A 14,621-nucleotide genomic window follows, 5' to 3' on the forward strand; every position below is an offset into this window, starting at 1 on the left:
CACAGGAGGGCCGGAGGCGCGTGCGTCCGGCGCCTCCTTTTCTTCTTTCCCCCACTCCGCACCCGAGGTTGACCCCTATGCGCCCAGTTTCAGGAGGTGCCTCGTGAAGGCACCGCGCATCGTCCCCTGGCTGTTCCTGGCCCCCTTTCTGCTGCTCTTTACCGCGTTCTACGTGGCCCCAGTCGTGTACGCCGGATACCTCAGCCTGTTCATCAAGAAGCGCGGCGCGTTCGGCCCGGCCCGCGACGTCTTCGGCGGGGTCGCCAACTACGTCCGCGCGTTTCAGGACTCCGATTTCCTCGCCAGCCTGCTGAACATCCTCAAGTTCGGGCTGGTGCAGGTGCCGCTGATGATTGTGCTCGCCACGGCCCTGGCCCTGATCCTCGACGGGGTGAAGGGCCGCGCGCAGGGCTTTTTCCGCACCGCCTTCTACCTGCCGTACACGATCCCCAGCGTGGTTGCGGGCCTGCTGTGGGGCTACCTGTACTCTAAGAACCTCTCGCCGTTCAACCAGATCACTGGGCTCCAGACCGACTTTCTGTCGAGCAGCGTGGTGCTGTGGAGCATCGCCAACATCGTCACGTGGACATGGACGGGGTACAACATGATTACGCTGTACGCCGCCCTCCAGAACATCCCCGGCGACCTGTACGAGGCCGCGCGCATCGACGGCGCGTCGAGCTGGACGCTGACCCGCTACATCAAGCTGCCGCTGCTGAAGCCCAGCCTGCTCCTCGTCCTGATCTTCTCCATCATAGGGACCATGCAGATCTTCGCGGAGCCCTTCGTGTTGCGGCCACTGGGCTACGTGCCCGACAACATCACGCCGAACACGTACCTGTACCTGGTGGCGAGCCGCGACGGGAACTTCAGCTACGCGGCGACGCTCGCTATTTTGCTCGCGGTGTTCACATTCCTGCTCAGCGCCGTGTTCCTGCGCTTCACCCGCCGGGGAGGTGAACTATGACGATCTCCCAGACCACACAGGCCAGGCCCACCTCCCGCCGCCTGCGCCCGCCGCGCTTCACGGCGCTGCAACTGCTCGCGCTGGGCCTGTTCGCCCTGTACTCGCTGCTGCCGCTGTGGTGGGTCCTGGTGACGATCTCCAAGGACAACGGGCAACTGTTCTCCACCTTCGGGCTGTGGTTCGCCGCGCCGGGACATCTCGCCGAGAACTGGCACACGCTCGTCACCCGCGACGACGGCATCTTCCTGCGCTGGCTGCTAAACAGCGTGCTGTACGCGGGGGCCTCGGCCATTGGCAGCATGTTCGTCAGCGCGGCGGCGGGCTACGCCTTCAGCGCGTACGACTTCCGGGGCAAGAATGCCCTCTTCGCCCTGATCCTCGCCACCATCATGGTGCCGGGCACCGCGCTCGTGCTGCCCCTCTTCCTGATGATGCAGAAGCTGGCGCTGCTGAACACGTACTGGGCCGTGATCCTGCCCGCGCTCGTGAACCCCTTCGGGCTGTACCTGATGCGGCTGTTCTGGGATGCGGGCTTTCCGCGCGAGCTGATGGAGGCAGCGCGCATCGACGGGGCGGGCGACTGGACGATCTTCCGGCAGCTCGGCCTGCCCCTGGTGCGCGGCGGGCTGGTCACGGTCGGCCTGTTCGCCTTCGTCGGCGCGTGGAACAACTTCTTCCTGCCGCTCGTGGTGGTGAACCGCAGCGAACTCTTCCCCCTCACGCTGGGCCTGAGCATCTGGAACCAGACGAGCAGTTCCAGTGGGCAGGAACCCCTTTACACCGTGATCGTGCTCGGCGCCCTCGTCTCCATCCTGCCGCTGCTCCTCGCCTTCCTGACGCTCGGCCGGTACTGGCAGGGCGGCCTGGCGACCGGCGCCGTGAAGGGCTGAACGTGCCTTTTTCCAAGGACTTTCGATGACCGAACCCTCTGCCCACTTAGAGCTGGGAAGTTGCGACTACCCTGAACACGTCCCAGAGGACCGCTGGGCCGGATATGCCCAGCAGCAGCGCGAGCTGGGCCTGACCTTCGTCCGCATCGCCGAATTCGCGTGGAGCCGTATCGAGCCGCGCCCCGGCGAGTACGACTGGGGCTGGCTGGACCGCGCGGTGGAGGCCTACCACGCCGAGGGGCTGCGGGTGGTCATGTGTACGCCCACAGCCACGCCCCCCGCCTGGCTGATCCGCGCCCACCCGGAAATCCTGCCGTACGACGCGCAGGGCCGCGTGCGGGAGTTCGGCTCGCGGCGGCACTACGACTTCGCGTCCCCCGTGTACCGGGAGCACTCGCGGCGAATTACCCGCGCCGTGGCCGAGCGGTACGGACAGCATCCCGCAGTCGTCGGCTGGCAGACGGACAACGAGTTCGCCTGTCACGGAACGGGCCGCTCCTACGGCGGGGCGAGCGCGGCGGCGTTCCCCGAGTGGCTGCGGCAGAGGTACGGCACGCTGGACGCGCTCAACGAGGCCTGGGGCAACGTCTTCTGGAGCATGGAGTACAGCGACTGGGAGCAGATCCGCCCGCCCGTCCTGACCGTGACGGAGCCCAACCCCAGCCACATCCTCGACTATTACCGCTTCGCCTCCGACCTGATCCGGGATTTCCAGGCGGAGCAGGTGGCGATCCTGCGGGAGCTGTCGCCCGGGCGCTTCGTCACCCACAACTTCATGATCTTCGAGTCGGGCTTCGACCACTACGAGGTCTCGCGGGGGCTGGATTTCGCCACCTGGGACAACTATCCGACCGGAATGCTGGAGTTCTTCGCGCCGCCGGGCACGGGGGAGGATGTGAAGACCCGCTACGCCCGCACCGGACACCCCGACCTGATCGCCTTCAACCACGACCTCTACCGGGGCGTGCTGGGGGGGCGCAACGGCCTGGGCCGCGAGGGCAAAGGCACGCCGAACGGCCCCTGGGTGATGGAGCAGGAGTGCGGGCCGGTGAACTGGGCCCCCTACAATGCGCAGCCCGCGCCGGGCGCGGTGCAACTCTGGACCGCGCAGGCCTGGGCACACGGGGCCGACGTGGTGAGCTACTTCCGCTGGCGCGCCGCCACAATGGCGCAGGAAGTCATGCACTCCGGCCTGCTGGGCCACGACGAGCGGCCCACCCGGGGGTACGCGGAGGTCGCGGCGCTGGACCTGAGCCAGTTCCCGGTGGGCCCTGTGCCCGCCCGCGTCGCCCTGCTGCACGACTACGAGAGCCTGTGGCTGTACGACGCCCAGCCCCACAGCGCCTCCATGAGCTACTGGGCGCAGACGGTGGCATACTACTCGGCCCTGCGCTCGCTCGGCGTAGACGTGGACGTGGTGAGCGCGGACGCGGATTTGAGCGGGTACGGGGTACTCGTCGCCCCGGCGATCACGCTGATGATGCCGGAACGCGCGGAGCGTTGGGCCGAGGCGGTGCGGGGAGGCGCGCGACTCGTCTGCGGTCCCCGCACCGCCTTCCGCACCCCGAGCGGTCAGACGTGGACGGACGGGCAGTTCGGGCCGCTCAGCAGTCTGGTGGGCGCCCGCCTGCGGCAATACGACTCGCTGCGTCCCGGCCTGGAGGACGCGGTCAGCGGCGGCTATTCGGCCCGGTTCTGGGCAGAGAGCTACCGGCTGGAAGGTGCCCAAGCCACGCATACCTATGAGGGCGGGCCGCTCGACGGGGAGCCCGCGGTGATCCAGCATGGGGACGTGACCGTGATTGGGGCCCACAGCGAAGCCTTGATTCCGGACGTGCTGCGTGAGGTTCTGGGGGCGGCGGGGGTGACGACGGCCGACCTTCCGGAAGGTGTGCGCCTCAGCCGCCGGGCGGGAGCCACGCTCGTCCAGAACTGGACCGGCCAGCCCGTGGAGTGGCAGGGCCGAACGCTGGGGCCAGTGAGCTTCGAGGTGATGGCGGAGGGCTGAGTACCAGGGTCGTTCCGGGCCGGGGAGGTGACCTCTAGGGGTTGCCTCCCCTCTCCCGTTCATAAATGCCGGGGGGCAACCTCACGGCGTATCACCCCTCAGTCGGCTTTGCCGACAGCTCCCCTCAAAGGGAGCCTGGGAATGCTGCTGAGACAGCACTTCAAAGCCGCCCTTCCCAGGGGAGGAGCGGAGGGGTTCTGCGCGGTGCCGAAAGAGCGAGCCCCCGAGCTGGCCCCCGAACGCCCCGACACCTAAGCGTTTTCCGTCACCGCTATCCCCTTCGAGGTGTTACAATGGCCTGTTTAAGAGCGAAGGAGGCCCTCCTCCTTCTGCGCGGAGCAGAACCCCTCTCGCGGCGCCCGGCCCGTCCGCTCGCCGCTTCCCGAAGGAGCTTTGAGCTTGCAGAACCAGAACCTAGTGGTACGTGGGGCGCGGGAACACAACCTCAAGAACGTAACGGTCGAGCTGCCGCGCGACAAGTTCGTGGTCATCACGGGCGTATCGGGCAGTGGCAAGAGCACCCTTGCCTTCGACACGATCTACGCCGAGGGCCAACGCCGCTACGTCGAGTCCCTGAGCGCCTACGCGCGGCAGTTCCTCGGCCTGATGGAGAAGCCGGACGTGGAAGCCATCGAGGGCCTTTCCCCCGCCATCTCCATCGACCAGAAGACGACCAGTCACAACCCCCGCTCGACGGTCGGCACGGTCACCGAGATTCACGACTATCTGCGCCTGCTGTACGCGCGCATCGGCACCCCGTACTGCCCCATCTGCGGGCGCAAGATCGAGAAGCAGTCGCCGAGCGAGATCACCGACCGGCTGCTCTCGCAGTTCGCGGACGCCCGGGCGATCCTGCTCGCCCCCGTCGTGCGCGGGCGCAAGGGCGAGTACCGCAAGCTGCTGGGCGACCTGCGGCGCGAGGGTTTCGCCCGCGTGCGGGTGGACGGCACCCTCTACGAGCTGGAGGAGGCCGAGAAGCTCAAGCTGGAGAAGTTCGAGAAGCACGACGTCGATGTGGTCGTGGACCGCGTAACTCTGCGAGAAAACGACCGCAGCCGTATTGCGGAGAGCGTGGAACTCGGCCTGCGGCGCGGTGAGGGCCTGCTGCGCGTGCTGATGCCCGACACCGGCACCGAGGAGTTGTACTCCGAGAAGTTCGCCTGCCCGGAACACGGCAGCGTGCTGGAGGAACTGGAACCGCGTTCCTTCTCCTTCAACTCGCCCTACGGGGCTTGCGGCGACTGCGCGGGTCTGGGGCACAAGAACGAGTTCTCGCCCGAACTTATCGTGGACGAGAAGCTGAGCATCGCCGAGGGCGCCATCCTCCCGTGGAGCAAGAAGGGCACGGGCGGCGGCGTGTACTACTGGGACAAGCTCAAGGCGCTCGCCGAGCACCTAGGCTTCGACCTCAAGACCCCGTGGCGCGACCTGCCGGAGAACGCGAAGAAGGCGATCCTGGACGGCCCCGGCGAGCCTTTCGAGGTCGTCTACCGCCGCAACGGCAAGGAAACCATGCGCTTCATGACCGAGTTCGAGGGCGTGATCCCGAACCTTGAGCGTCGCTACGCGGACACCGAATCGGAGTTCATGCGGGAAAAGCTGGAGGAGCTGATGGAACTCCGGCCCTGCCCGACCTGCGGTGGCACCCGCTACAAGCCCGAGATTCTGGCGGTGCGCGTGGGCGGCCTGAACATCTCGCAGGCGAGCGGCATGAGCGTGCTGGAGTCGGACGCCTTCTTCCAGGGGCTCCAGGACGGCACTCTAAACCACGAGGCCATTGAGCCGCACCTTGAGGGGCACCTAGGCGGCACCGCGAAGGCCCATCCGCCCCGGCGCTACGAGTACACCCTGAATGAGTTCGGGGCGGCAGTCGGAGCCCCTATCCTGCGGGCCATACGCACCCGGCTGAAGTTCCTGGTAGACGTGGGCCTGGACTACCTCTCCCTCGACCGCACCGCGAACACCCTGTCGGGCGGGGAGGCGCAGCGCATTCGCCTCGCCACGCAGGTGGGCTCGGGGCTGACGGGCGTGCTGTACGTCCTCGACGAGCCCTCCATTGGCCTGCACCCCAAGGACAACGGGCGGCTGATCGGCACCCTGAAGAACCTGCGCGACCTGGGAAACACCCTGATCGTCGTCGAGCACGACGAGGACACCATGCTGGAGGCCGACTACCTGGTGGACATGGGGCCAGGCGCTGGCGTCCACGGCGGCGAGATCGTGGCGGTCGGCACGCCGGAGGAGGTGCGGGAGAGCGAGGACAGCCTGACGGGCAAGTACCTGCGCGGCGAGCTGAAGATCGAGGTGCCGGAGACAAGGCGGCGAGGGAACGGCAAACGGCTCAAGATCATCGGGGCGCGCGAGCACAACCTCAAGGACGTGAGCATCGAGATTCCGCTGGGGACGATGACCGTCGTCACTGGTCCCTCGGGCTCGGGCAAGTCCACCCTGATCCACGACATCCTCCACGCCACCCTTGCCCGCGAGCTGAACGGGGCGAAGACGAACCCGGGGCGCTACGACCGTATCGAGGGGATGGAGTTCCTCGACAAGGTGATCGAGATCGACCAGAGCCCCATCGGGCGCACGCCGAGAAGCAACCCGGCGACGTACACGGGGGTCTTCACCGAGATCCGGGACCTCTTCACCCGGACGCCGGAAGCGCGGCGGCGGGGCTACCAGGCGGGCCGCTTCTCCTTCAACGTGAAGGGCGGGCGCTGCGAGCACTGCAAGGGCGACGGCGTCATGAAGATCGAGATGAACTTCCTCCCCGACATCTACGTGCCGTGCGAGGTGTGCAAAGGGGCCAGGTACAACCGCGAGACGCTGGAAGTGAAGTACAACGGTAAGACGATCAGTGAGGTCCTGGACCTGACCGTGGAGGACGCCCGCACCTTCTTCGAGAACATCCCCGGCATCGAGAAGAAGATGAGCCTGCTGTGCGACGTGGGTCTGGGGTACATGAAGATCGGGCAGCCTTCCACCACCCTCTCGGGCGGTGAGGCGCAGCGCATCAAGCTGGCGTCCGAACTCTCGAAACGGGCGACCGGGAAGACGATCTACATCCTCGACGAGCCCACGACCGGCCTGCACTTCGAGGACGTGCGGAAGCTGATGGAAGTCCTGAACCGCCTGGCGGAGGGCGGCAACACCCTCGTCGTGATCGAGCATAATCTCGACGTGATGAAGTGCGCCGACCACATCATCGACCTGGGGCCGGAGGGCGGCGTGCGGGGCGGCACGGTCGTCGCCACCGGGACACCCGAGCAGCTTGCCGCGCACCCGACGAGCTACACGGGCGAGTACCTGCGCCGGGTGCCGGGCATCATCCCCGCCGGGAGTGAGGACCGCGAGATGGTGGGGGCGACGGCGGCGAGGAAGGGCCGGACGAAGAAGGCGGTCGGCGCGTGACCCGGACCCTCGCGCCCGTGGGGACGGCCACGCCGCGCCTCTCCCCCGCCTGGACGGTCCTGCGGCTGCTGGGGGGTTGGGCGCTGCTGGCGCTGCTGGCGTACCTGCTATGGACGCCCGGGAATCCTGTGGTGGGGGGTGGCTGGGCCGAGCGGCTGCTCGCCTGGGTGCTGCTCACCATCCTGGCCGACGAGTTCGGCGGGTGGTTCGGGTACTTCGGGGTGCTGCTGGGGGGGCTGCCCTTCCTCGCCCCGGGGGAACTGGGCGCCCAGTGGCCGGTGATCCTGCCGCTGGTGGGGGGGGCGCTGCTGGCGCTGCTGCTCGTGAAACACTCGGGGGGCGCGTTCGTGCTGCCCTTCGCCGCCGTGATCTTTGCCCTGCCGCTGCTCGCCCTGGGGCGCTACGGCACCAAACTCGACCCGGGGCTGACCCTGCCCGGCAACGCGACCTTTCAGCGGGCCGCCCTGAGCGCGATGGTGGCGGGCCTGGCCTTCAGCTTCGTGCGGCAGCTTGTGGGCGTGGCGGTGCGGTATAGCAGGCGCAGAAGGGCCGCGCGAGCCGCCGCATTGGCCGCCGCGCGGGTTGTCCCATCTCCGGCAGAGAGCATGACCACGACGACAGCCACGGAGGTCATCACGGCTGTCCCCGCCACCGAGGAGACAACGGGCCAGGCGACAACGGGCGAGTCGGGGCAGCGGGCCTGAGCCTCTGCGCCTCCCCGGGTCATCCGCCCGTCCCTTTCCCGGGGACGGGCGGTACACTTTGGGCGTGACCAGACTTCAGGGAAGCAACCAGAACCGCACGGTGCTGGTGATCGGCACCCTCATCGCCGCCGCGCTGATCGCCCTCGCCCTGTTCGCCGTGCGCGGGAAGCCCGCCGGGGGCGGAAACACCGTGAGCTTCAATCTGGACGGCCAGCCGGTGCTGGGGCAGGCGGACGCGCCCGTCACGCTCGTCGTGTTTGAGGACTTCAAGTGCCCCAACTGCAAGCGGTTCGAGGATGACTTCCTGCCCGAGATTCGCTCGAAGTACATCGACACCGGCAAGGCCAAGCTGGTTTCCCTCAACTTCCCCTTCATCGCCCAGAACTCGGGCCTGCCGGTGGACGACAGCAAGCTCGCCGCGCAGGCCGCCGAGTGCGCCTTCGTTCAGGGCGGCAACGACGCCTACGAGCGCATGAAGGCCATCCTCTTCCGCGCGCAGGGCCCCGAGAACGCGGTCTGGGCCTCCAAATCGCGCCTGAAGGAACTGGCGGGCAGCGTGGACGGCCTCGACCAGGCCAAGTTCAACACCTGCATCGACAACGACGAGACCGCCGCCGCGGTGGATGCCGACGAGCGGCAGGCGGAAAACGCGGGCGTGACGGGCACCCCCTCCATCTACGTGAACGGCAAGCTGGTGCCCTCCTATGACGCCGCGACCGTGGGGGCCGCCATCGACGCCGCCTCCGGGAGCTGAGGTTCGCCCCCTGTGACCCGCGACAATCGCCTGTACCTCGCCTGGGTCGTCGCGCTGGCCGCCACGCTGGGCAGCCTGTGGTTCAGCGAGGTGCGGGGCTTCGTGCCGTGCGTGCTGTGCTGGTTCCAGCGCATCGCCATGTACCCGCTCGCCCTGCTGCTGGGCATCGCGGCCCTGCGCGGGGACCTGAGCATCCGTGCCTACGCCCTGCCGCTCGCCGCCGTCGGCTGGATCATCGCTCTGATCCACAACCTGGAGGACTGGGGGATCATCCAGACCCTCAAGGTCTGCGGCGTTCGGCAAACGACGGCCGGGTGCGACGTGCAGTGGCCGCTGTGGGGCGGGCCGCTCGCCAACCTCAACTCGGTGCTGACCATCCCGGTCCTGGCCCTGACGGCCTTCACGCTGATCCTCGCGCTGCTGAGCTGGGGGCGGGGGAAGCAGGTGTAGGGGAAGCGGCCCGCCGTCAGAAAGAACACTAGAGGGGGCCGCCCACGTGACGGCCTCCTTCCTTTGCTTCTTTTGCTGACCGCTCCCTACACCGGCCTCCCCGCCATCATGAAACTTGCCGTCATGCCGCCGTCCACCGGCACAATCGCGCCCGTCAGGAAGCTCGCCTCGGCACTCCCCAGGAAGTAGACCGTCTGCGCGACCTCGCGCGGTTCGCCCAGGCGGCGCAGGGCGTGGAGGTCCTCGTAGTCGCGGCGGGTCTGCTCGGGGTTCTCGCTGGACGCGATGGCGCCGAGGACGGCCTCGGTGGCGATGGCGCCGGGGGCGACGGCGTTCACCCGGATGCCGCGCGGGGCGAGGTCGAGGGCCGCCGCGCGGGTGAGGTTGACCAGCCCACCCTTGCTGGCGTTGTAGGCGGCGTTGCCCTGCTCGGCGAAGAGGCCCTGGACGCTGGCAACGTTGACGACCGCCCCGCCACGCGGGATGAGGTCGATCAGGATGCGGGTGAGCATCAGCGGCGCGGTGAGGTTCACGACCAGCGTGCGGCTCCAGCCGCGCTCGCTGACTTCCAGGACGCCGCCGGGCGCGTCCTGGAAGGCGGCGTTGTTCACGAGAACGTCCACCGTTCCGAGTTCGCGGGCGGCGCGGAGGATGCGCTCGCGGCCCGCCGCCGTGCCCACATCGGCCTTCACCCGGGCCTGGCCCCGCAGGATGGGCGGCAGATTGAGGTCCACGCTGAGGACGGTGTGCCCGCGCTCGACGTACAGTTCCGCGATGGCCCGGCCGATGCCCCGCGCCGCCCCCGTGACGACGACCGTTCCGCCCGGTGGGGCGGCGGGTGAGGGGTTCGGCTGGCCGTTTCTGCCCTGGCGTTGACGCGTCATACCCGCAGTGTGCGGCCCGGCACCGGGGGCTGTGCGGCAGGTGAAGGCGGGCTCAAGGACCGTGCGCCGGGAGGCGCGTAGCCTGGGCGGATGACTGCCCTCCAGCCCGCCGATCCGGCCGCCGCCCTGAACCCTGACCGCCTGCGCGGCGTGCTGCTGGACGTGGACGGCACGCTGATCGACTCGAACGACGCCCATGCCCGCGCCTGGGTGGAGGCGCTGCGGGAGGAGGGCTTCGAGCGTTCCTTCGGGGAGGTGCGGCCCCTGATCGGCATGGGCGGCGACCAGCTTATCCCCCGGCTGACGGGAGAGGACGGCGAGAGCGAGCTTGGCAAGCGGCTCACGCAGGGCTGGCTGAAGCACTTCAAACCGCTGATCCCGGAGTTGCAGCCGACACGCGGCAACCGGGCGCTGATCGAGGGGCTGCGTGCCCGCGGACTCCGGGTGGCCCTCGCCACCAGCGGTGAGGCGGAGATTGTCGACGGGTTGCTCAAGCAGGCGGGGCTGGACGACCTGAACCTCGACCGGGTGAGCAGCAGCGAGGTCGAGAGCAGCAAGCCCGAGCCCGACCTCGTGGAGGCGGGGCTGAACAAACTGGGCCTGCCCGCCGACGCCGCGCTGATGGTCGGCGACACTCCCTTCGACGCCGAGGCGGCCCACAAGGCAGGGGTGCCCTGCGTCCTGCTGCGCTGCGGCGGCGACAGCGACGAGGAGCTGGGGCGGGCGCCTGCCCTCGTCCTCGACGATCCGCAGGCGCTGCTGGAGGCGCTGGAGGGGACGTCCTAACCGTTCTCCCGCAGTTCCCGCAGCAGCCGGAAGCCGACCACGTCGAGCAGCGCGACGACCGCCAGCGAGCCGAGGGCCGGGAGCCATTCCCCACGTCCAGCGTGAAGGAAGACGGACGCCAGCCCGCCGAGGTTCAGCAGCGCGAGGAGGGCGACGAGCAGGCCGGGCAGCATTCAGGCCGCCCCTTCCCCCAGCAGGGCGAGGAGGTCGGCGTGCAGCCGCCCATTGGTGACGACGATCATCTCGCCATAGGGGTCGGGCCTGCCGCTCGCGTCCGTCACCGAGCCACCCGCCTCCTGGACGATCAGGCTGCCCGCAGCAGCGTCCCAGGGCTTGAGGCCGATCTCCCAGTAGGCGTCCATGCGCCCGCAGGCCACGTTACACAGGTCGAGTGCGGCGGCGCCGGGACGGCGAATCGGGATTCCCAGCCGCAGCAGCCGGGCGACGAGGTCGAGGTTGCGCCCCCCGCTCGCGTCGTACGGGAAGCCGGTGGACACGAGCGCGGGCGTGGTCAGGCTGGGCGTGTCGCTGACCTGGATGGGCTGCCCGTTGAGGAAGGCACCGCCGCCCCGCGTCGCCGTGAACAGTTCCTGCCGGTTGGGGTCGAACACCGCGCCGACCACCCGCTCCCCGTGCGCCTCCAGGGCGACGCTCGCGCAGAAAACAGGGAAGCCGTGCGCGTAGTTCACGGTGCCGTCGAGCGGGTCCACGACCCAGCGGAAGGGGGCGTCCGCCACACCGCCCCCCAGCCCCTCCTCCTCGCCCAGCACAGCGTGGTCGGGGTAGGTCCGGGCGATCACCGCGCGGATGGCGGCCTCGGCCTCGCCGTCCACCTCGGTCACGAGGTCGCTGTAGGTCGTCTTGCTGCGAATCTGGAGGTCCCGGCCCAGGTGAGCAAGGTGAATGGCCCCGGCGCTCCGGGCAGCCTCCACCGCCACCGCGAGGGCCTGATGAAGATCGGTCATGCGGCGAGTGTAGAGGAGTGCGGGCACAATGGAGGGATGCGGCGGCCCGTCCTCGCCTCCCTGCTCCTTGCCGTGACCCTCTCCTCCTGCGTTCCCGGCGGGGTTCGGGAAGTGCAGTTCCGCGAGGGACCGGCAGGGAGTGAAGTCCTGGCGTCCCGACTGCTCACCGACCAGGTGGTGCCGCGAGGCCGCCTGGTCAGCGTTCAGGAGGCCGTGGCCCGCGCGCCGGAGGGCAGCCTGCTCGTGGTCTGCGGCAGGCAGTGGCGGCTCTCGCGGCCCTGGGGCCTGTGTACCCACCTGTCGCGCAAACTCGCTCCCGGCCTGCTGACGGAGGCCCCGGGTATTACGGGTGGGGGCCTGCTACGCGGCGGCGTGCAGACCGTGTCTACGTCCCGGCTGGAGGCGCGCGAGGTGGTCATCGTACTCGACGTGGGCGTGCGTCAGGAGCAGTTGCCCGCCCTGCGCGCGGAGGCGACGCGGCTGAACGGCACGCCCTACCGGGTCGCCGGGCTCCTCGACCGCGAGGGAGGCCTGGACTGCTCGACCTACCAGAATGCCCTCCAGCACGCCCTCGGTCTGCCCGCCGTGGTGCCCTTCAACGGCCCGTGGAACCTGTACCTGCCGCAGGATGCGTTGAAGATGCCCGGCGCGCGGGTGCTGTGGGTGGGGGTGCGGGGGGGATAGGAACGGCAAAAGAGGAGCGGGGCTCCCCCACTCCTCTTCGCATTCCGTCCGGGACTACTTGCCCTTGCCCTTCCCCTTGCCGGGGTGTTCCGCCTTCTCGGCCTTTTCCGGCTTCTCGGCCTGGTCGCCGTGCTCCTCCTCGGCCTTGCCGGGCTGGCCCGCGTCGTCCGCCCCCCGGCCCGCCTGACGGTTGACGGCGGCGCTCAGCGGCAGGGAGAGCGTCTTCCCATTCGGGCCCATCACCTCGAACTTGATCGCGCCGGGCTTGGAGAGGTCACGGGCCAGCGTGTAGGTCGTGGCGTCGCCCTGCCCCGCCGGGGGCGTGACGCGCACGGTGCGGGCGTCGGCCAGGGTGGCACCGGAGACGAGCGCCACCGTTCCGTCCGCGTTCAGCGTGCCGATTACGGCACCGTCCGCACCCAGGAGCTGGACCTGGCCGCCCGACTTCAGGAAGGCCTGCACCCCGTCATCCTGAGTTCGGGTGACCGAGGCGGGGATGGTCCCGGGCAGCGCCACGTTCGTCGTCGGGGTTGTGGCGATCTGGGCAGCGGCCACTCCCAGGGTTGCGGCGGCCAACACTGTCATCATGTAGTTCTTCATGGGTAAACCTCCTGTGTTGAATGGAATGCCCCCGCATCTTAGGTGGACCCCACTGACGCTGGCCTGACATGACCTGACGGGGCGTTGGCCCTTTTGACGGGTTTTCCATACGGGCACGCGGGGAGCCGGGGCCCCACTGTCCCCGCATTCGCCGGGTGGTACGCTGCCCGCCGTGATCGACCGTTATCTGACCCCCGAGATGAAGGCGCTGTGGAGTGAGGCGAGCAAGTACCGGGCGTGGCTGCGGGTGGAACTCGCGGCGATGGAGGCGCAGTCGCGGCACGGCGAGGTGCCCCGGGGGGCCTTCGAGGCCCTGACGGCCCGCGCGGCCGCCGATCCCCTCGACGAAACCTTCGCCGAGCGGGTCGCGCAGATCGAGGCGGTCACGCGGCACGACATCGTGGCCTTTACCCGGGCGCTTACCGAGCGCTACGGTGACGAGGCCCGCTTCATTCACCACGGCCTGACGAGTACGGACGTGGTAGACACGGCGCAAAACCTCCTGCTCGACGAGGCGCTGCATCTCATCGAGGCGGACGTGCGGGGGCTGCGCGAGGTCTGCCGCCTCCAGGCGGTGGCGCACAAGCACACGCCCACGGTGGGCCGCACCCACGGCATCCACGCTGAGCCCATGACCTTCGGGCTCAAGTTCCTGAACTGGACGGCGACGCTCGACCGGGACCTCCAGCGGCTGCACGCGGCCCGGGAGCGCGTCCGGGTGGTCATGCTCTCGGGCTCGGTGGGCACCTACGCGCACGTCTCGCCCCGCATCGAGGAGGAGGTCGCCGCCGCGTGGGGGTGGCAGCCCGCGCCCGTCACCAACCAGACGCTCGCCCGTGACCGCCACGCGGAGCTGCTGGCCGCCCTCGCCATCCTGGGGACCACGCTGGAGAAGATTGCGGTGGAAATCCGCCACCTCCAGCGCTCGGAGGTCCGCGAGGCGATGGAACCGTTCAGCGTGGGGCAAACCGGCAGTTCCTCGATGCCGCACAAGAAAAACCCCATCCTGACGGAGAATGTGACCGGCTTCGCGCGGATGCTGCGCGGCTTTCTGGTCACCGGGCTGGAGAACGTGGCCCTATGGCACGAGCGCGACATCAGCCACTCCAGCGCCGAGCGGGTGATCCTGCCCGATGCCACGAGCGGGGCGAGCTACGCCACCCGCCGCCTGACGGGCGTGCTGCGGGGTCTGGTGGTCTTCCCCGAGCGGATGCTGCGGAACCTGAACGACCTGGGTGGCCTAGTGTTCAGCCAGCGCGTCCTGCACGCCCTGATCGACGAGAAGGGCCTGAGCCGCGAGGCGGCCTACGACCTCGTGCAGCGCAACGCCCTCAGGAGCTGGGAGACGGGCGAGGGCCTGCGCGACTTGCTGCGCGCCGACCCGGACAACCCGCTGACCGAGTCGGAGTTGGACGCCGCCTTCGACCTGAACTGGTATCTGCGCCACGTGGACGACATCTACGCACGGTTCGGGCTGTAAGCCTCTGGGCCCCGGGGTGGGTCAGGACTGGGGCCGGA

The 14,621-nt window shown here is 69.0% G+C and carries 14 protein-coding genes; 10 read left to right on the forward strand and 4 right to left on the reverse strand.

Going from position 1 to position 14,621, the window contains the following annotated elements; translation table 11 throughout:
• The first annotated feature begins 103 nt into the window (after window positions 1-103).
• From F784_RS0100680 to F784_RS0100710, 7 genes are all read left to right on the forward strand, one after another.
• The gene (locus F784_RS0100680; RefSeq protein WP_019584755.1) at window positions 104-967 is read left to right on the forward strand and encodes a carbohydrate ABC transporter permease; all 864 of its coding nucleotides are present in this window, start codon (window positions 104-106) and stop codon (window positions 965-967) included.
• Window positions 964-1,857: a carbohydrate ABC transporter permease gene (locus tag F784_RS0100685; RefSeq protein WP_019584756.1), complete on the forward strand. Its 894-nt coding sequence runs from the start codon at window positions 964-966 to the stop codon at window positions 1,855-1,857. Before F784_RS0100680 ends, F784_RS0100685 begins: the two co-directional genes overlap by 4 nt.
• 25 nt (window positions 1,858-1,882) lie before the next feature.
• Entirely contained in the window at window positions 1,883-3,865 is a 1,983-nt protein-coding gene (locus F784_RS0100690; protein ID WP_019584757.1) for a beta-galactosidase, read from the forward strand.
• A gap of 399 nt (window positions 3,866-4,264) precedes the next feature.
• Complete coding sequence (gene uvrA / locus F784_RS0100695; RefSeq protein WP_026332159.1) at window positions 4,265-7,276, forward strand: excinuclease ABC subunit UvrA; 3,012 nt, start codon at window positions 4,265-4,267, stop codon at window positions 7,274-7,276.
• Window positions 7,273-7,980: a hypothetical protein gene (locus F784_RS0100700; protein ID WP_019584759.1), complete on the forward strand. Its 708-nt coding sequence runs from the start codon at window positions 7,273-7,275 to the stop codon at window positions 7,978-7,980. The genes uvrA and F784_RS0100700 overlap by 4 nt, the downstream gene beginning before the upstream one ends.
• A 64-nt stretch (window positions 7,981-8,044) precedes the next feature.
• Window positions 8,045-8,734, forward strand: a complete 690-nt coding sequence (locus F784_RS0100705; RefSeq protein WP_026332161.1) for a DsbA family protein — start codon at window positions 8,045-8,047, stop codon at window positions 8,732-8,734.
• 12 nt (window positions 8,735-8,746) lie between these two features.
• Window positions 8,747-9,184, forward strand: a complete 438-nt coding sequence (locus F784_RS0100710) for a disulfide bond formation protein B (protein ID WP_019584761.1) — start codon at window positions 8,747-8,749, stop codon at window positions 9,182-9,184.
• An 86-nt stretch (window positions 9,185-9,270) separates the two neighbouring features.
• Here F784_RS0100710 and F784_RS0100715 read toward each other — a convergent pair whose 3' ends face one another.
• A complete protein-coding gene (locus tag F784_RS0100715) occupies window positions 9,271-10,068 on the reverse strand; it encodes an SDR family NAD(P)-dependent oxidoreductase (RefSeq protein ID WP_019584762.1) in 798 nt (265 codons plus the stop codon).
• 90 nt (window positions 10,069-10,158) lie between these two features.
• Here F784_RS0100715 and F784_RS0100720 point away from each other — a divergent pair, with 90 nt between their 5' ends.
• Window positions 10,159-10,854, forward strand: a complete 696-nt coding sequence (locus F784_RS0100720) for an HAD family hydrolase (RefSeq protein ID WP_019584763.1) — start codon at window positions 10,159-10,161, stop codon at window positions 10,852-10,854.
• Here F784_RS0100720 and F784_RS26530 read toward each other — a convergent pair.
• Both F784_RS26530 and F784_RS0100730 read right to left on the reverse strand, forming a co-directional pair.
• On the reverse strand, window positions 10,851-11,027 hold the full coding sequence (locus F784_RS26530; RefSeq protein ID WP_019584764.1) for a hypothetical protein: 177 nt from the start codon (window positions 11,025-11,027) through the stop codon (window positions 10,851-10,853). The genes F784_RS0100720 and F784_RS26530 overlap by 4 nt on opposite strands.
• Window positions 11,028-11,819 carry an inositol monophosphatase family protein gene (locus F784_RS0100730; protein WP_040382274.1) on the reverse strand — a complete coding sequence of 264 codons (792 nt, stop codon included), beginning with the start codon at window positions 11,817-11,819 and terminating at the stop codon, window positions 11,028-11,030.
• Window positions 11,820-11,855: 36 nt separating this feature from the next.
• On the opposite strand from F784_RS0100730, the gene F784_RS0100735 reads away from it, so the two are divergent.
• On the forward strand, window positions 11,856-12,503 hold the full coding sequence (locus tag F784_RS0100735; RefSeq protein WP_019584766.1) for a hypothetical protein: 648 nt from the start codon (window positions 11,856-11,858) through the stop codon (window positions 12,501-12,503).
• Between the two features lie 54 nt (window positions 12,504-12,557).
• Here F784_RS0100735 and F784_RS0100740 read toward each other — a convergent pair whose 3' ends face one another.
• Window positions 12,558-13,103, reverse strand: a complete 546-nt coding sequence (locus F784_RS0100740; protein ID WP_019584767.1) for a hypothetical protein — start codon at window positions 13,101-13,103, stop codon at window positions 12,558-12,560.
• A 172-nt stretch (window positions 13,104-13,275) separates the two neighbouring features.
• Here F784_RS0100740 and purB point away from each other — a divergent pair, with 172 nt between their 5' ends.
• On the forward strand, window positions 13,276-14,583 hold the full coding sequence (purB, locus tag F784_RS0100745; RefSeq protein WP_019584768.1) for an adenylosuccinate lyase: 1,308 nt from the start codon (window positions 13,276-13,278) through the stop codon (window positions 14,581-14,583).
• Window positions 14,584-14,621: the final 38 nt, after the last annotated feature.

Origin of the sequence: Deinococcus apachensis DSM 19763, from assembly GCF_000381345.1 — a bacterium.
GTDB lineage: Bacteria > Deinococcota > Deinococci > Deinococcales > Deinococcaceae > Deinococcus > Deinococcus apachensis.

Excerpts from the sequence above, each read along its gene's own strand:
- F784_RS0100685 (WP_019584756.1), top strand. The coding sequence starts at position 964 with ATGACGATCTCCCAGACCACACAGGCCAGGCCCACCTCCCGCCGCCTG.
- F784_RS0100690 (WP_019584757.1), top strand. The coding sequence starts at position 1,883 with ATGACCGAACCCTCTGCCCACTTAGAGCTGGGAAGTTGCGACTACCCT.
- F784_RS0100715 (WP_019584762.1), bottom strand. The coding sequence starts at position 10,068 with ATGACGCGTCAACGCCAGGGCAGAAACGGCCAGCCGAACCCCTCACCC.
- F784_RS0100720 (WP_019584763.1), top strand. The coding sequence starts at position 10,159 with ATGACTGCCCTCCAGCCCGCCGATCCGGCCGCCGCCCTGAACCCTGAC.
- F784_RS26530 (WP_019584764.1), bottom strand. The coding sequence starts at position 11,027 with ATGCTGCCCGGCCTGCTCGTCGCCCTCCTCGCGCTGCTGAACCTCGGC.
- F784_RS0100730 (WP_040382274.1), bottom strand. The coding sequence starts at position 11,819 with ATGACCGATCTTCATCAGGCCCTCGCGGTGGCGGTGGAGGCTGCCCGG.
- F784_RS0100735 (WP_019584766.1), top strand. The coding sequence starts at position 11,856 with ATGCGGCGGCCCGTCCTCGCCTCCCTGCTCCTTGCCGTGACCCTCTCC.
- F784_RS0100740 (WP_019584767.1), bottom strand. The coding sequence starts at position 13,103 with ATGAAGAACTACATGATGACAGTGTTGGCCGCCGCAACCCTGGGAGTG.